The 15,695-nt window shown below is 71.5% G+C and carries 16 protein-coding genes; 11 read left to right on the top strand and 5 right to left on the bottom strand.

Translation table 11 applies throughout. From position 1 onward, the window contains the following. Positions 1-49 precede the first annotated feature (49 nt). The 4 genes from AAD528_RS02305 (at position 50) to AAD528_RS02290 (ending at position 3,845) form a co-directional block, all read left to right on the top strand. Positions 50-592 (top strand): single-stranded DNA-binding protein, encoded by a 543-nt coding sequence (locus tag AAD528_RS02305; protein ID WP_345750412.1) that lies wholly within the window; start codon positions 50-52, stop codon positions 590-592. 52 nt (positions 593-644) lie between these two features. Then, on the top strand, positions 645-1,160 hold the full coding sequence (locus tag AAD528_RS02300; protein WP_345750411.1) for a DUF6993 domain-containing protein: 516 nt from the start codon (positions 645-647) through the stop codon (positions 1,158-1,160). 64 nt (positions 1,161-1,224) lie between these two features. Further along, complete coding sequence (gene ettA, locus AAD528_RS02295; protein WP_345750410.1) at positions 1,225-2,904, top strand: energy-dependent translational throttle protein EttA; 1,680 nt, start codon at positions 1,225-1,227, stop codon at positions 2,902-2,904. 125 nt (positions 2,905-3,029) lie between these two features. Beyond that, positions 3,030-3,845, top strand: a complete 816-nt coding sequence (locus AAD528_RS02290; RefSeq protein ID WP_345750409.1) for an IclR family transcriptional regulator — start codon at positions 3,030-3,032, stop codon at positions 3,843-3,845. Here the strand turns inward: AAD528_RS02290 and AAD528_RS02285 are convergent. Genes AAD528_RS02285 through AAD528_RS02265 form a run of 5 tightly spaced genes read right to left on the bottom strand, consistent with a single transcriptional unit; the run spans position 3,835 to position 8,924 of the window. Next, positions 3,835-5,013, bottom strand: coding sequence for an acyl-CoA dehydrogenase family protein (locus tag AAD528_RS02285; protein ID WP_345750408.1), 1,179 nt, complete (start codon positions 5,011-5,013; stop codon positions 3,835-3,837). The genes AAD528_RS02290 and AAD528_RS02285 overlap by 11 nt on opposite strands. Then, on the bottom strand, positions 5,010-5,879 hold the full coding sequence (locus AAD528_RS02280; protein WP_345750407.1) for an amidohydrolase family protein: 870 nt from the start codon (positions 5,877-5,879) through the stop codon (positions 5,010-5,012). The genes AAD528_RS02285 and AAD528_RS02280 overlap by 4 nt, the downstream gene beginning before the upstream one ends. Further along, positions 5,876-7,480 carry an AMP-binding protein gene (locus tag AAD528_RS02275; protein ID WP_345750406.1) on the bottom strand — a complete coding sequence of 535 codons (1,605 nt, stop codon included), beginning with the start codon at positions 7,478-7,480 and terminating at the stop codon, positions 5,876-5,878. The genes AAD528_RS02280 and AAD528_RS02275 overlap by 4 nt, the downstream gene beginning before the upstream one ends. Continuing rightward, entirely contained in the window at positions 7,477-8,406 is a 930-nt protein-coding gene (locus AAD528_RS02270) for an SDR family NAD(P)-dependent oxidoreductase (protein ID WP_345750405.1), read from the bottom strand. Before AAD528_RS02270 ends, AAD528_RS02275 begins: the two co-directional genes overlap by 4 nt. Next, a complete protein-coding gene (locus tag AAD528_RS02265) occupies positions 8,403-8,924 on the bottom strand; it encodes a MaoC family dehydratase (RefSeq protein WP_345750404.1) in 522 nt (173 codons plus the stop codon). Before AAD528_RS02265 ends, AAD528_RS02270 begins: the two co-directional genes overlap by 4 nt. 133 nt (positions 8,925-9,057) lie before the next feature. On the opposite strand from AAD528_RS02265, the gene AAD528_RS02260 reads away from it, so the two are divergent. From AAD528_RS02260 to AAD528_RS02230, 7 genes are all read left to right on the top strand, one after another. After that, positions 9,058-10,170, top strand: a complete 1,113-nt coding sequence (locus tag AAD528_RS02260) for a hypothetical protein (protein WP_345750403.1) — start codon at positions 9,058-9,060, stop codon at positions 10,168-10,170. A 16-nt stretch (positions 10,171-10,186) separates the two neighbouring features. Further along, positions 10,187-11,461: an aconitase X gene (locus tag AAD528_RS02255; protein ID WP_345750402.1), complete on the top strand. Its 1,275-nt coding sequence runs from the start codon at positions 10,187-10,189 to the stop codon at positions 11,459-11,461. After that, positions 11,458-11,907, top strand: coding sequence for an aconitase X swivel domain-containing protein (locus tag AAD528_RS02250; protein WP_345750401.1), 450 nt, complete (start codon positions 11,458-11,460; stop codon positions 11,905-11,907). The genes AAD528_RS02255 and AAD528_RS02250 overlap by 4 nt, the downstream gene beginning before the upstream one ends. A 90-nt stretch (positions 11,908-11,997) precedes the next feature. Beyond that, positions 11,998-13,101: an ABC transporter substrate-binding protein gene (locus AAD528_RS02245; RefSeq protein WP_345750400.1), complete on the top strand. Its 1,104-nt coding sequence runs from the start codon at positions 11,998-12,000 to the stop codon at positions 13,099-13,101. A gap of 87 nt (positions 13,102-13,188) precedes the next feature. Continuing rightward, positions 13,189-14,019, top strand: coding sequence for an ABC transporter ATP-binding protein (locus AAD528_RS02240; RefSeq protein ID WP_345750399.1), 831 nt, complete (start codon positions 13,189-13,191; stop codon positions 14,017-14,019). Beyond that, on the top strand, positions 14,019-14,816 hold the full coding sequence (locus AAD528_RS02235) for an ABC transporter permease (RefSeq protein ID WP_345750398.1): 798 nt from the start codon (positions 14,019-14,021) through the stop codon (positions 14,814-14,816). Before AAD528_RS02240 ends, AAD528_RS02235 begins: the two co-directional genes overlap by 1 nt. Before the next feature lie 78 nt (positions 14,817-14,894). Further along, a complete protein-coding gene (locus tag AAD528_RS02230) occupies positions 14,895-15,692 on the top strand; it encodes an IclR family transcriptional regulator domain-containing protein (protein WP_345750397.1) in 798 nt (265 codons plus the stop codon). The last annotated feature ends 3 nt before the right edge of the window (positions 15,693-15,695 follow it).

Genomic DNA, 15,695 nt, shown 5'->3' with positions numbered 1-15,695 from the left:
AGGCCGAAGAGCGGCCGGCCGGATCACCGGCGAGCGAGAGAGGACGACCATGACCGACATCATCACGATCACAGGGAACATCGCCACGGCGCCCGAGCACAAGGCGCTGCCGAGCGGCATCCCCGTGACCCGTTTCCGCGTCGCGAGCGGGACGCGGAAGTACGACCGGGAGACCAGCGCGTGGGTGGACGGCCCCACCAACTGGTACAGCGTGTCGGCGTACCGCACGCTCGCCGACAACGCCGCGAAGTCGTTGCAGAAGGGGGAGCGGGTCGTCGTGACCGGCCGGCTGCGATTGCGCGCATGGGAGAGCGACGGGCGGAAGGGCATGGAGGCCGAGATCGACGCCGACGCGCTCGGCCACGACCTGCTGTTCGGCACGAGCACCTTCCAGCGCAGCGCGACGCGCGCCCCGCAGGCGCAGGACGACACGCCGCCGGACGGAAGCGCAGACGCGTGGTCGACGCCGGGCGCGGACGCCGCCGCCGACGAGCCGACACCGGTGCAGGACTGGGGATCCGGGGTGTCGTCGTCGGCGGACGCCGAGCCCCGGGCGCTGCGCGACCTCGCCACGGTCGAGGCCCCGTTCTGAGGAGCGGCGAGACGACCCGGATCGCGCCGAGGCGCCCCGTAGACTCGGGCGGGTGAGCCTGCGACGCGACCCGCGATCCCCGCGCCTGCGCGTCGTGGCCCTCCTCATCGGCGCGACCGCGGCCGTGGCGCTGACCGGATGCGTCGCCACCACACCGGATCCCGCGCCGGCTCCGACGACCCCGGCCGCGACCGACCCCACGCCGACGGCGACGCCCACCGCCTCGCCGGAGCCCGCGCTCGTGCCGGACGGCACCGCGGACGACAACCTGCCGTACTTCGCGGCGATCACCGAGGAGGTCTGGGCCTCCGAGCAGCGCGCGCAGGGGCGCGCGTACATCGACGCGCTCGTCGCCGGCGGCTTCGACAAGGCGGCCATGCAGGTCACCCAGGACCAGTCGACGGTCGGCAACCCCGCGGAATCGATCCAGTTCTCGGTGCGCTGGGGCGAGCAGTGCCTCGTCGGGCAGGTCGGTCCCGACATCGGCGAGGCCGTCACGCGGGTGCTCCCGGCGCTGCAGGGCGACACCGTCTGCCTGCTCGGCGCCACGCGTCCCATCGACTGGTAGCACCGGGGGCCTCCGCCGGGCGGCCCCCTGTATTCCGGCCCGCGCGCCCTAGACTGGGAGCCAAATGGCTGAATACATCTACTCAATGGTGCGCGCCCGCAAGTCGGTGGGCGACAAGCTCATCCTCGACGACGTCACCATGGCGTTCCTGCCCGGCGCGAAGATCGGCATGGTCGGCCCGAACGGCGCCGGAAAGTCGACGATCCTCAAGATCATGGCGGGTCTCGACCAGCCGTCGAACGGCGAGGCCAAGCTCACGCCCGGCTTCAGCGTCGGCATCCTGATGCAGGAGCCCGAGCTCGACGAGTCCAAGACCGTGCTGGAGAACATCCAGGACGGCATCGCCATCAAGGCGAAGGTCGACCGCTTCAACGAGATCTCAGCGCTGATGGCCGAGCCCGACGCCGACTTCGACGCGCTGCTCGCCGAGATGGGGACCCTCCAGGAGGAGATCGACGCGGCCGACGGCTGGGATCTCGACTCCCAGCTCGAGCAGGCCATGGACGCGCTGCGCACGCCCCCGGGCGACGCCCAGATCGGTCCGCTGTCCGGTGGTGAGAAGCGCCGCGTCGCCCTCGCCAAGCTGCTGCTGCAGAAGCCCGACCTGCTGCTCCTCGACGAGCCCACCAACCACCTCGACGCCGAGAGCGTGCTCTGGCTCGAGCAGCACCTGCAGGCCTACAAGGGCGCGGTCATCGCCGTCACCCACGACCGGTACTTCCTCGACCACGTCGCGGAGTGGATCGCCGAGGTCGACCGCGGCCGCCTGTACCCGTACGAGGGCAACTACTCGACCTACCTCGAGAAGAAGGCCGAGCGCCTCGATGTGCAGGGCAAGAAGGACGCCAAGCTCGCCAAGCGCCTGAAGGACGAGCTCGAGTGGGTCCGCTCGAGCGCCAAGGGCCGCCAGACGAAGTCGAAGGCGCGCCTGGCGCGCTACGAGGAGATGGCGGCGGAGGCGGAGCGGACGCGGAAGCTGGACTTCGAGGAGATCCAGATCCCGGCGGGCCCGCGCCTGGGCAGCATCGTGATCGACGCGAAGAAGCTCCAGAAGGGCTTCGACGGCCGCACGCTGATCGAGAACCTCAGCTTCAACCTGCCCCCGAACGGCATCGTCGGCATCATCGGCCCGAACGGCGTCGGAAAGACCACGCTGTTCAAGACGATCGTCGGCATCGAGCCGCTCGACGGCGGCGAGCTGAAGATCGGCGAGACGGTCAAGATCAGCTACGTCGACCAGACGCGCGCCAACATCGACCCGAACAAGACGCTGTGGGAGGTCGTCTCGGACGGCCTCGACATCATCACGGTGGGCAAGACCGAGATCCCCTCACGCGCCTACGTGTCGAAGTTCGGCTTCAAGGGCCCGGACCAGCAGAAGAAGGCCGGCGTGCTGTCGGGCGGCGAGCGCAACCGCCTGAACCTCGCGCTCACGCTCAAGGAGGGCGGCAACCTGCTGCTCCTCGACGAGCCGACCAACGACCTCGACGTCGAGACGCTGTCGTCGCTCGAGAACGCGCTGCTCGACTTCCCGGGCTGCGCCGTGGTCATCACGCACGACCGGTGGTTCCTCGACCGCATCGCGACGCACATCCTGGCGTACGAGGGCACGGACGAGAACCCGGCGCAGTGGTACTGGTTCGAGGGCAACTTCGAGGCGTACGAGGCGAACAAGGTCGACCGCCTGGGTCCGGATGCGGCCCGGCCGCACCGCACGACGCACCGCAAGCTCACGCGCGACTGACGCGCTCCGCTGCGAGGAAGGCCGTCCCGGATCTCCGGGGCGGCCCTCCTCGTCTCCGAAGGAATCTGCACGCAGAGCGTGCGAGGTGATTCCCCTGCGTACATTCGCGGAGTAGCCTGGCCGCCATGACGACAGTGCTGTCGCAGGCGGAAGACCGGGAAGCGGGAACCCGATCGGTGGTGGACCGCGCGCTGACCATCCTCGGGACGTTCCAGGGGAACCGATCGCGCCAGGCGCTCTCGGACATCTCCCGGCACAGCGGGCTGCCGATCGCGACGTGCTACCGGATCGTGCAGCGCCTCGTGGAGTGGGGAGCCCTCGAACGCGACGGCGAGAACCGCTATCGCGTCGGGCTGCGGCTGTGGGAGGTCGCCTCCCGTGCGCCGCGCTCGGTCGGCCTGCAGCGCCTCGCGCGCCCCTATCTCCTCGATCTCTACGAGACGACCGGATACGCGACCCACCTGGCGATCCGGGAGGGCGTGGAACTCGTCTCGATCGAGCGGTTCCAGAACCCGCGTCGCGTGGTCCGTCGGCCGGTCATCGGCAGCCGCTACCAGCTGCACGTCACGGCGATCGGGCAGGTGCTGCTCGCCCATGCCCCGCGCGACGTGCAGGATGCGGTGCTGTCGGCGGAGCTCCCCGCCTACACCCCGAACACCTACACCGACCCCGCGACGCTCGAACGCGTGCTGGCGGACATCCGCCGCACGGGGTACGCGGTGAGCGACCGCCAGGTGGATCTGTCGCACATCAGCGTCGCGGCCCCCGTCCGCGGTGCCGACGGATCCGTCATCGCGGCCCTCTCGCTCGCGCTGACGCAGAGGGACACGCCCGTCAAGAGCGTGGTGCACCTCGTCCAGCTCACCGCCACGTCCATCTCCCGGGCGCTCCTCGCGGCGGGATTCGGCGACCCCGGCGACGGACGGGCGTCTAGCGTGTGAACGCGCTGAGACCGGTGATCGCCCGCCCGACGATGAGCGAGTTGATCTCGTGGGTGCCCTCGTACGTGTACACGGCCTCCGCGTCGCAGAAGTAGCGCGCCAGGTCGTTGTCGACCCGGATGCCCTCGGCGCCGGCGATCTCCCGGCCGAGCGCGACGGTCTCCCGCACCCGATCCGCGGCCCACGTCTTCGCGAGTGCTGCGGCGCTGTGGCTCAGCTCGCCGCGCCGGTGCAGCTCGGTGAGCCGCACGGCGAGGGACAGCGTCGCGCTCGCATTGCCGAGCATGCGCGCGAGCTTCTCCTGGATGAGCTGGAAGCCCGCGATCGCGCGCCCGAACTGCTCGCGCCCGAGCGCGTAGGCGAGGGCGGACTCGTATGCGCCGGTCTGCATGCCGGCGGCGTTCCAGCCGACCACGTATCGGAGCTTCGCGAGGATCGCGGAGACGTCGGCGAACGATTCGATGCGCGCGAGCCGGTCCGATTCGGCGACGCGCACGCCCTGCAGCGTGATGTCGCCGTTGCGCACCATCCGCAGCGCGATCTTGCCGCAGATGTCCTCCACGCTCACGCCCGTGGTCTCCCGCGGCACGAGGAACGCCTTCGCCCGTCCGTCGGAGGTGTCCTTCGCGACCACGAGCAGCACGTCCGAGATCGCGGCGTTCCCGATCCAGCGCTTGCGGCCGTCGATGATCCAGTCGTCGCCGTCTCGGCGCGCGGTCGTGGCGAGGCCCCGCGCGACATCCGAGCCGTGGTCCGGCTCCGTGAGGGCGAAGCAGCCCGTGAGCGCGAACGACGCGATGAGGGGATCCAGTCGCGCCACCTGCTCGGGCGAGCCGCCGGCGCGCACGGCCGTCCGGAACATCCCGACCTGCCCGTGATACAGCGTGGCGATCGACGCATCGAAGCGCTGGAACTCGAAGTGCTTGAACCCCTCGTACGCCGCGCTCGGACGGCCGTCGTCCCCCGCGAGCTCCGGGTCGTCCTCCAACCCCAGCGCCGCGAGACCCGCCCGGAGGTGGGCGGGCGACTCGCCGCGCTCCCACCACAGGGGGAGGTGGGGCCGGGCGTGCTCGTCGAGGTAGGCGCGGAGGGCCGCGAGCTTGGTCCGCTCGGCCGCGGTCAGCAGCTCGTCGTAGTAGCCGAGCGGATCGGCCGGCGGACCGCTCATCCGCTCAGACCCAGCAGCCGCACCGCGTTGTCCTTCAGGATCGCGCCCACCGCCTCGTCCGGGAAGCCGAGCTCCCCGAAGTCGCGCAGCCATCGGTCCGGGGTGAGAGCGGGCAGGTCCGAGCCGAACAGCATCTTGCCGTTGAGATAGGTCCGCGCGGCGCGCACGAGCCCGGCGGAGAAGTACTTCGCCGACCAGCCGGACAGATCGATCCAGACGTTCGCCTTGTGGGTGGCGACCGACAGCGCCTCGTCCTGCCAGGGCACGCTCGGATGGGCCATGACGATCTGCAGGTCGGGATGCCGCGCCGCGACGTCGTCCAGCAGCATCGGGTTGGACAGCGACAGCCGGAAGCCCCAGCCGCCGGGCAGCCCCGCCCCGGCGCCGGTCTGACCCGTGTGCACGATGATCGGCAGCGCGAGCTCCTCGATCGCGGCGAACAGCGGGGCGTGGGCGGGATCGGACGGGTCGAAGTTCTGCACCGTGGGGTGGAACTTGAACCCGCGGGCGCCCAGCGCGGCCTGCCGACGCGCCTCCTCGACCGCCGCCTCGCCCTGCAGCGGATCGACGCTGCCGAACGGGATCAGGACGTCGTCGTTGCGCCGGGCGCCCGCGATGAGGTCGTCGATGCTGTTCGGGGCGTGCCCGAGGTTGGTCGTGGCGTCGACCGTGAAGACGACGGCCGCGAGCCCGCGCTCGCGGTAGTACGCGGCCGTCTCGTCGACCGTGCGAGGCGGCTCGGCGCTCTTGAAGTAGGTCGCGAGCGCCTGCGTGAGGGCCGTGGGAGACGCGGGCCGCCCGTCGGAGTCGATCTGCACATGGACGTGCACGTCGATCGCGCGCATCGAGGCGAGGTCGAGGCTCATCGGGCGGCCGCCGTCTCGAGCTCCCGGCGCGCGTCGTCCTTCACGCGCGCCAGCTCCACCTTGCCGGTCGCCGAGCGCTCGAGCGAGTCGCGCACGAACACGTGCCGTGGCTTCTTGAACCCCGCGAGCCGCTCGCCGACGACCTCCAGGATCGCCGCGATGTCGAGTTCGCGGCCGGGCGCGGGCACGACCGTGGCGCACACGACCTCGCCGAACCGCGGATCCGGCAGGCCGAACACGACCGCGTCGGCGATGTCCGGATGCTCCAGCAGCACCTCCTCGACCTCGGCGGGGAACACCTTCTCGCCCCCGGTGTTGACGACGGCGCTCAGGCGGCCGAGCAGCTCGACCGTCCCGTCGCCGCGGGCGCGGGCCCAGTCGCCGGGGACCACGTAGCGGTGCCCGCGGATCTCGAGGAACGTGCGAGCGGTCTTCTCCGGGTCGCCGTAGTAGCCGCGCGGCAGGATGCCCCGGAAGCCGAGGATGCCGAGGGCGCCGGGAGCGATCGAGATCTCCTCGAACTCCTCGTCGAGCAGCACGGCGCCCGGCGTGAGCGCGAGCCGGGCGGGCAGGTCGTCCGCCGAGCGCGTGATCCCGAACGCGAACGGCCCGCCCTCGCTCGACGCGAGCATGTCGACGATCGTGAGGTCGCCGAGCCGGTGGAGCCGGTGCTTGACGTCGTCGCTGAACCGCATGCCGGAGCTGAGGATCCACTTCACGTGCGGCAGGCCCGCGCCCCGCTCGGCCGCCTCGGCGAGCGGGAGGGCGAGGACGTCGCCGGCCACCACGATGCGCGTGACCCGGTGCTCGCCGAGGAGGCGGCAGACCTCGTCGATGTCCATGCGCGGCCGCGCGTGCAGCACGACCGTGCCGCCGAGCGCGAGCGTCCCCATGGTCGTGGACTGCGCCGTGCCGTGCAGCAGGGGGCTCATCGGCAGGGTGACGACGCGCGGCGTGGCGGGGTCGATCGCGATGGCGACGGCCTCGTCCAGGCTCTCCGGCGGGACGACGTCGATGATGCCCCACGTGGACTGCCGCCGCGCCTCCAGGAGCGTGTCCATGTCCCACACGACCGCCTTGGGCGCCCCGGTCGTGCCCCCGGTGTACAGCCGGAGGTCGGCGCCGCGAGGCGCGGACTCGGGCAGGGATCCGCCCGCCGCGACGATGTCCTCGTATCGGATCGCCCCGGGCACCGGCGGGCCGCCGTCGTCGACCGTGACGAGCTCGACGTCGAGCCCCTCGAGGGCCGGCACGGCGATGTCGGCGAACGACGTCGGCGCGACGAGCACCTTCGCGTCCGAGTCGACCAGCAGCGCGCGGACCTCGGCGGCCGTGTAGCGGTAGTTGAGGGCGACGGGGGCGACCCCGATCGAGAGGCAGGCCCACGTGAAGGCGAGGTACTCCGGGCGGTTGTACAGCAGCGTCGCGGCCGCGTCCCCGACGGCGAGGCCGGATCCCTCCCTCAGGTGACGGGACAGCGCGCCGGACTCCGCGGCGAACCGGCCCCACGTGACGCGGTCGTCCCGCGTGATGATCGCGATGCGGTCCGGGACCCGGCGCGCGATGCCCTGCCACAGATCGCTGTAGTGCGGCGCGCTCATCGTGCCACCCGCTCCGCCGCAGCCGGCCGCGACGGCGGCCCGGACGGCTGCGCCTGCGACGCGAACTGCGAGCGCCACGCCGCGTCGATCCCCTCGGGCGTCCAGCCGCCGTCCGCGTACGCGGTGTCCAGGACGGCGGGGTGCGCATAGAGCGTCAGGCGATCCCCGCCGATGCCCAGCGCCTGGCCCGTGACGTCGCGGGAGGCGTCCGAGGCGAGCCACACGATCAGCGGGGCGACGTCCTCGGGGCTGCCGAGCGCCCGGTCCCGGCGGATCTCGCGGGGGATCGCCTCGCCCGCGAGGAACCGCTCGTACAGCTCGGCGTACTCCGGGATGGTCGCGGTCATCGGCGACAGCGCGGTCGGGATGACGGCGTTCGCGGTGATGCCGTCCCGTGCCAGCTCCAGCGACCACGTCCGCGCCATGGCGACGAGACCGGCCTTCACAGCCGCGTAGTTGGACTGCCCGAAGCTGCCGAACTGGCCCGCGGGCGAGCCGATCACGATGATCCGTCCGCCCGTGCCCTGCTCCCGCAGGCGGCGCGCCACGGCGCGCCCGGTCGTGAAGGCGCCGCGCAGATGCGTGGACACGACGAGATCGAAGTCGTCGTCCGACATCTTCCACAGGACGCGATCGCGCAGCACGCCGGCGTTCGCCACGAGCCCGTCGACGCGGCCGAAGCGGGCGACCGCATCGGCCACGAGCCTCTCGGCGGTCTCGGTCGGCCCGACGGGTCCCACCGAGGCGATGGCGGATCCGCCCGCCTCGGCGATCTCGGCCACGACGGCGTCGGCGCTCGCGCCGTCGAGGTCGTTCACGACGACGGCGGCGCCGCCCGCGGCGAGCGCGAGCGCGTACGCGCGGCCGAGGCTGCGTCCCGCGCCCGTGACGATGACGACGCGGCCGTCGAGACCCAGGCGGCTCATCGGTAGTGCCTCAGGACGAGCTCCGCGACCACGGCGGGCTTCGCGGCGCCCTCGAGCTCGAACGTGAGCGCGAGCGCGACCTGCCAGCCGCCGTCGACCGCCGTCACGTCCGCGACGGTGCCGCGCACGCGGATGCGGGAGCCGGACGGCACGGCCTGCGGGAAGCGGATGCGGTTGAATCCGTAGACGATGCCGGTCGAGGTGCCGGAGACGCGGTAGATCTCGCGCAGATGCGGCACGACCATGCTGAGGGTGAGCATGCCGTGGGCGATGCGGCCGCCGAACGGCGATGCGGCGGCGGCCGCCTCGTCGACGTGGATCGGGTTGTCGTCGCCCGAGAGCCGGGCGTACAGGTCGATGTCGTCCTGCGGGATCGCGCGCCAGGTCGAGGGGCCGAACTCGGCGCCCGCGGCGTCGCCGACCTCGTCGATCGTCGTGAAGAGGCGCGGCGCGTCCAGCGCGGGGGACGTCTGTGGTTCTGCCATCTGTGCTTCCTTGCCGGTGGCGGTCTCGGGCATTCGTATCCTGCCGCGGCGGGCGAGCGGCGCGAGGAAGGTTTTCGACCAGTGAAATCGGCGGGCGCGGCTCGCGGACGCCGCGTGCGATAGTCCATTGCGTTTCCCCCGACGGGGAGGGAAGAGGAGCGATGAGATGACCCTGACCCAGACGCAGGCGCCGGAGGCCCCCCGGGTCGACGCGGGGGAGATCCGCGACGTGCTCGAGTACTACTGGGCGCAGGGCTGGACGGACGGGCTGCCCGTCGTGCCCGTGACGGAGTCGTCGCTGGCCGCGTTCCTCGCGACGGTCGAACGGGATCCGGAGGAGGTGCTGTTCACCATGACGCACCTCAACCGCAGCCTCACTGTGCGCAGCGCCGCGATCAACGCGGCGCTCGCGGGCTGCCGGCCCGAGTACTTCCCGGTCGTCGTGGCCGCGTGGGAGGCGATCGCGAAGGAGCCGCACCCGCGCCGCGGCATCTGGCAGTCGACGACCGGCACGGCGCCGTTCCTCGTGGTCAACGGCCCCATCCGCGGCGAGATCGAGCTCAACAGCGCGGGCAACATCTTCGGGTCCGGCTTCCGGGCGAACGCGACGATCGGCCGCGCGATCCGCCTCGCGTGCATCAACGTGTTCGGCCTCCACCCGCACAAGCTGGACCAGGCGACGCAGGGCACTCCCGCGAAGTACACCGCGGTGATCGGCGAGAACGAGGAGCAGAGCCCCTGGGCGCCCCTGCACGTCGAGCACGGGCACGCGGCGGACGAGAGCGTCGTGACCGCGTTCGTCATCCGCTCGGTCGTGCACATCGAGGCGCGTCACACGATGGATCCCGCGCAGCTGGCGCTCGACTTCGCCGACACGATCCGGCGCACGGGCTCGCTCATCCACGAGTACACGAGCGCGCTGCTCGTGCTCGTGCCCGAGCACGCGGAGGTGTTCGCGCGGGCCGGCTGGAGCAAGGACGACCTCCGCGACTTCGTCTTCGCGCACGCCACGCGCTCCCGCGCGGAGCTCGCCGCGGTGGGCAAGGACGCGCTGTCGAACAGGAGCCGCTGGCGCCTGCCCTCGAGCCACCCGGACTCCACCCCGGACACCGCGAGCTCCTCGGCGGACCCCGACCTGGTGAGCGTGCTCAGCCACCCCACGTCCGTGCAGATCGTCGTGGCGGGCGCCGACAACGCGGGCGTCTCGGCGATCGTCGAGGTGTTCACGCTCAACCCTCCGCGCGACACCCCGTATTCGGACAGCCGGATCGGCGGCTGAGGAGCCGGGATCGCCCATGCTGCTCACCGACGACGAGCTCCGGATGCGCGACGGCGCGGACGGCGAGGCGGTCGCGGCCGCGATGGACCTGCTCATCCGCTACGGCGACGCGCTGGGGGCCGAGCGGCTCGTCGACACGCGCAACGTCGCGGGGACCATGACTCAGCCGTCGCCCGCGAAGGCGCGGCTCGTGGCGGAGGGCGGCTGGGCCAAGGCGTACGCCGTCATCAACCTGGACTGCGACCGCGACATCGAGATCCCGCGCATGAAGGTCCCGATGTGCCAGCTGCAGCACGGCTTCGGGGACGACGCCGCGGGGCTGACGTCGTACCCGCCGCAGCTCATCCAGCTGCAGGACGACGCGGAGTCGTACTTCTCGGAGCGCGGGGTGAACATCCTCGCCACCTGCACGCCGTACCAGGTCGGCAACCTCCCGGTGCGGAACGAGCACTGCGCGTGGATGGAGTCCTCGGCCGTCGTGTACTGCAACTCGGTGCTGGGGGCCCGCACGAACTGCGAGGGCGCGGCGTCCACGGGCGCCGCGGGCCTCACGGGGAAGATCCCGTACTGGGGCAACCACGTGCCCGAGAACCGGTTCGCGACGCACGTCGTCGACGCCGGGGTGCCGGTCGACTCCTTCCAGGAGTGGGGGATGTTCGGCTACTACGTGGGCGAGGCGGTGCAGGAGGCGCGGCCGGCGATCACGGGCGCCGTCGGTCAGCCGGACCTGGCCGACCTCAAGCACTTCGGCGCGGCGACGGCGACCTCCGGCGGCGTGGAGCTGTTCCATATCCCCGGGCTCACCCCCGAGGCGCCGACGCTCGACGCGGCGTTCGGCGGGCGGCCCGCGCCCGAGGCGATCCCGTACGGCGAGGCCGAGCGGCGCTGGGTGTACGAGACGCTCAACGCGCAGGGGACGAGCACGGACGTCGACTTCGTGCTGCTGGGATGCCCGCATGCGTCGCTCGACCAGGTCGCCCGGATCGCGCAGCTGCTCGAGGGGCGCCGGATCCGGGGCGAGCTGTGGGTGATGACGCCGCGCGCGCTGCGGACGATGGCGGACCGCAACGGGTACACGCGCGCCATCGAGGCAGCGGGCGGTCGGGTGCTGACCGACTCCTGCCCCGCGATGTCGAAGGCCGCGCCGGCCGGCACGCGCGTGTTCGCGACCGACTCCGCGAAGCAGGCGCACTACCTGCCGGCGATCCTCGGCATCGAGGCGTGGTTCGGCACGCTCGAGGAGTGCGTGGACGCCGCGGTGACCGGCCGCTGGCGGGGCGGGCTCGCGTGATCCTGCTGCGGGGGCGGGGCATCGTGCCCGGCGTGGTCGAGGCCGAGGCGCTCGTCACCCGCGAGCCGATCTCCGGCTTCGGCGGCATCGACGTGGCGACGGGAACGGTCATCGAGCCACGACACGAGCTGCACGGCGTCCGCTTCACGGGCAGGGTGCTGGTCTTCCCGGGCGCGAAGGGCTCGTCCGGCTGGTCGGGGTTCTTCCAGAGCACCCGGCTGCTCGGCACGGCTCCGGCGGCGATGGTGTTCAGCGTGCTGACGACGAAGGCGGTGCTCGGGGCGATCGTGACCCGCGTGCCGACGGTCGTGGAGCTCGATGGGGATCCCGTGGAGCTCATCCGCACGGGCGACCTCGTGCGGGTCGACGGCGACGCGGGACTCGTGACCGTGACGCGCCGGGAGCCGGCGGCGCCGCGTTCCTCGGTCGATGATTTCATCCAGTAAAAACAGCTGTTTGCAGTCGTCGCCGCAGTCGGCATGCTCGAGTCGACCGACCGCAACGATGCGGACGTCCCACCCGACACAGGAGTCGAAATGATCACAGCAGTGCAGCCCCGCGGCACCGGATCTGCTCATCGGCGTCGCTTCCGAACCACGGCCACGGCGCTCCTCGCCGCCGGCGCCCTCGCCCTCAGCGCCTGCTCCTCGACGCAGACGCCGGCCGCCGAGGAAGGCGAGGAGGCGCCCGCGGACCTGACCAAGATGGTCGTGGTCTCCTTCCTCCCGCTCGAGTCGTTCACCTTCACCCCCGAGATGTACGCGTACGCGTCGGGCCTCTTCGAGGAGCACGGCCTCGACGTGCAGCTGCAGCCCGTGCAGGGCACGGCCGCTGCCATCCAGACCCTGATCGGCGGCGCGACCCCGATCACGCGCGTCAGCACGGTCGACGTCCTGCCCGGCATGGAGGAGGGACAGCCGATCGTCGCGATCGGCACCATGGCCTACCGGTCGAACCTGCGCATCATCTCCACCGCGGACAACCCCATCGAGGACGCCGCCGACATGGAGGGCGCGACGATCGGCATGGGGTCGGTCGGAGGCACGAGTGAGAAGATGCTGAACTTCGCGCTGGATGACGCGGGCGTGCCGCGCGACTCGGTCACTCGGCAGGCGGTCCCCGTCACCGCGGCGACGTACGAGCTCGTGAAGCAGGGCCAGCTCGACGGCTACATCGTGAGCCTGGACACCTCGATCGCGATCACGAACCAGAACGAGGACGCCGTCTCGAGCCCGGCGGGCCTCGTCGACGCCCCCGAGCGCCAGGTGTGGATCACGACCCAGACCAACACCGAGGACGAAGCCAAGAAGGAGCAGATCACGGCGTTCCTCGCCGCGATCAAGGAGTCGACCCAGGCGCTGATCGACGATGCCGACAACGACTTCGCGAACGTGCTCAAGACGATCCGCGACAGCGGCGACTTCACGTTCGCGGCCCTGGAGGACGACGCGATCGCCGTCGAGGCGCTCAAGACGTACACGTCCGAGACGTGGATCGATTCGACGGGGGCCGTCGGCCTGCTCGAGAACGATGACGCCGCCTGGACGGACATCTACGATTCGTACGTCGAGGGCGGGCTGCTCAAGGGCGGTGCGAAGCCGGAGGACTGGATCACCAGCGATCTGCTGCCGGCGGACTGACACCGGACGCTCCACCGACGGACAGCGCGGCCGCCTCGCGAGCGCGAGGCGGCCGCTTCCCCCCAGAGAGAGGCGACGATGCCCACCATGACGAACCAGACCGAGCCGACGACCGCGAGCAGCGGGGAGGCCGGCCCCGTCCCTCGGCTGCGGATCCAGGGGATCGGCCGCGATTTCGCCACGCGCGCCGGGGTCACCCACGCGGTGTCCGGCATCGACCTCACGATCGAGCGCGGCGAGTTCGTCGCCCTCATCGGCCGGTCGGGCTGCGGCAAGACGACCCTGCTGCGCATGATCGGCGGACTGCTGCCGCCGAGCGCCGGCACGATCGAGGTCGACGGCAACAACCTGTGGCGCGGCGACCACGTCGACTCCCGCGCCGTGACGAAGCTCGGCTTCGTCTTCCAGGAGAGCAACCTGTTCCCGTGGCTGTCGGTGCTCGACAACATCGCCCTGCCGATGAAGCTGCGCGGCGTGGGGAAGACGGATCGCCGGGCGCGCGCGGGCGAGCTGGCTGAGCTCGTCGGCCTCCGCGGCTTCGAACGGTCCTATCCCCGGGAGCTGTCGGGCGGGATGCGGCAGCGCGCGGCGATCGCGCGCGCCCTGTCCACCGAGCCGGAGCTGCTGCTCATGGACGAGCCGTTCGGCGCGCTGGACGCGCTCACGCGCGAGCGGATGAACCTCGAGCTGCAGCGCATCGTCCTGGAGACGAAGTCGACGGTCGTGTTCGTGACGCACGACATCCCGGAGGCGGTGTTCCTCGCCGACCGGGTGGTGCACATGACGCCGCGGCCGGGGCGCATCCGGCAGATCCTGCCCGTTGCGGCGGGCAAGCCCCGCTCGGTGGACATCACGACGACGCCCGAGTTCAACGACATCGTGCGCACGCTTCGCCACGACATCGACGAGGAGGACTGATGAGCCGCTCGCGGATCTTCCGGCTGCTGCCCTGGCTGGTCACCCCCGCCCTGGTGATCGTCATCGTGCTGGCGTGGCACCTCATCGTCACGCTGCTCAACGTGAACCCGTTCCTGTTCCCGCCGCCGGCCAGCGTCGGGGAGAAGTTCGTCGGGCTGCTGACCGGGGCGCAGCTGTGGGGGCACACGCTCACGACGCTCACGGAGATCCTCGCGGGCTTCGCGATCGCGGTCGTCACGGGAGTGGTCGTGGGCGTCGCGCTCGGCAAGCTGCCGTGGCTCGAGGTGAGCCTGCGTCCGCTCATCGTGATCAGTCAGGTCGCGCCGAAGGTCGCGTTCATCCCGATCTTCGTCATCTGGTTCGGCTTCGGCCTCACGTCGAAGGTCGTGCTGTCCGCCCTGCTGGCGTTCTTCCCGATCATGCTCAACATGCTCCTCGGCGTCCGCTCGGTCGAGCAGGGGCACCGCGAGGTCATGCGCAGCCTGAACGCGACGCGCGCGCAGACGCTGCTTCAGCTCGAGATGCGCAGCCTCCAGCCGTACCTGTTCGCGGGCATGGAGGTCGCGATCGTGCTGGCGACCACCGGAGCGATCGTGGGCGAGTACCTGTCGGGCAGCGAGGGGCTCGGATTCATGGTGGTGTCCTCCATGAACTCGCTCGACGCGGCCATGACGTTCGCGCTGATCCTGTGGCTCTCGCTGATCGGCCTCGCGCTGTACCTCGTCGTCAACGAGCTCAAGCGCTTCTTCATCCCGTGGCACGAGTCGGTGTACGGCCTGCGGAACACGGGGGCGTGAGCCGGATCCTCGGCCGGCGGCGCGCTTTCATAGGATGAGGGGCGCGGTGGCGCCATGGGGGCACCCGCGGACGGGGACATGACGGACGAGAGATCGCGGGATCGGATCCAGAGCATCGAGCGCGGCGTCGCGGTGCTGCGGTCGTTCAGCGGGCGCGAGGCGTCGCTGAGCGTCGCGGAGATCGCGGCGCGCGCGGGCCTGGCCCGTCCCGTGGTGCGGCGCATCCTGCTCACGTTCGAGCACCTGGGCTACGCGGAGTCGCGTGGCGCCGCCTGGACGCTCACGCCGCGCGTGCTGGAGATCGGCGCCGGGTACTTCGCGGCCTCCTCGCTGCCGGAGATCTCCTACCGGTACATGTCGCACGTCGTGGAGCGCACGGGCGACACGTGCAGCGTCGGGGTGCTCGACGGGCACGAGATCATCCACGTCGCGCGCGTGGAGGACCACCGACCGCTGCCGGACTCGGTGCGGATCGGGCAGCGGCTGCCCGCGCATGCGACCGCGCTCGGCAAGGTGCTGCTGGCGCACCTGGCGCCGGAGGAGCTCGAGGCCACGCTCGCGGCGGCGCCCCTCGAGGCGCACACTCCGCGCACGATCACGTCGGCCGACCGGCTGCGCGAGCGGCTGGCCGTCGTCCGCGCGCGGGACTACGACGTGTCGATCGAGGAGCTGTACCCCGGGCAGGTGGCGGTGGCCGTCCCGATCCTTGTCGACCGCCGCCCCGTGGGCGGACTCGGCGTGTCCTCGAGCACCGTCCGGGAGACCGAGCAGTCCCTCACCGAGGTCGTCATGCCGCTGCTGCGGGAGGTCGCCGGCGCGATCGCGAGCGCCTACCGCAACGCGAATCCGCAGCGGTTCCGCCGCTCCGCGGTCTGAAGC

Source organism: Microbacterium rhizophilum (assembly GCF_039605615.1).
Lineage (GTDB): Bacteria > Actinomycetota > Actinomycetes > Actinomycetales > Microbacteriaceae > Microbacterium > Microbacterium rhizophilus.
This window is presented reverse-complemented; position numbering and strand designations above follow the sequence as displayed.

Coding starts and splice junctions, on each gene's coding strand:
- AAD528_RS02255 (WP_345750402.1), top strand. CDS start 10,187: ATGCTGCTCACCGACGACGAGCTCCGGATGCGCGACGGCGCGGACGGC.
- ettA (WP_345750410.1), top strand. CDS start 1,225: ATGGCTGAATACATCTACTCAATGGTGCGCGCCCGCAAGTCGGTGGGC.
- AAD528_RS02290 (WP_345750409.1), top strand. CDS start 3,030: ATGACGACAGTGCTGTCGCAGGCGGAAGACCGGGAAGCGGGAACCCGA.
- AAD528_RS02245 (WP_345750400.1), top strand. CDS start 11,998: ATGATCACAGCAGTGCAGCCCCGCGGCACCGGATCTGCTCATCGGCGT.
- AAD528_RS02235 (WP_345750398.1), top strand. CDS start 14,019: ATGAGCCGCTCGCGGATCTTCCGGCTGCTGCCCTGGCTGGTCACCCCC.
- AAD528_RS02230 (WP_345750397.1), top strand. CDS start 14,895: ATGACGGACGAGAGATCGCGGGATCGGATCCAGAGCATCGAGCGCGGC.
- AAD528_RS02270 (WP_345750405.1), bottom strand. CDS start 8,406: ATGAGCCGCCTGGGTCTCGACGGCCGCGTCGTCATCGTCACGGGCGCG.
- AAD528_RS02260 (WP_345750403.1), top strand. CDS start 9,058: ATGACCCTGACCCAGACGCAGGCGCCGGAGGCCCCCCGGGTCGACGCG.
- AAD528_RS02285 (WP_345750408.1), bottom strand. CDS start 5,013: ATGAGCGGTCCGCCGGCCGATCCGCTCGGCTACTACGACGAGCTGCTG.
- AAD528_RS02280 (WP_345750407.1), bottom strand. CDS start 5,879: ATGAGCCTCGACCTCGCCTCGATGCGCGCGATCGACGTGCACGTCCAT.
- AAD528_RS02275 (WP_345750406.1), bottom strand. CDS start 7,480: ATGAGCGCGCCGCACTACAGCGATCTGTGGCAGGGCATCGCGCGCCGG.
- AAD528_RS02240 (WP_345750399.1), top strand. CDS start 13,189: ATGACGAACCAGACCGAGCCGACGACCGCGAGCAGCGGGGAGGCCGGC.
- AAD528_RS02265 (WP_345750404.1), bottom strand. CDS start 8,924: ATGCCCGAGACCGCCACCGGCAAGGAAGCACAGATGGCAGAACCACAG.
- AAD528_RS02305 (WP_345750412.1), top strand. CDS start 50: ATGACCGACATCATCACGATCACAGGGAACATCGCCACGGCGCCCGAG.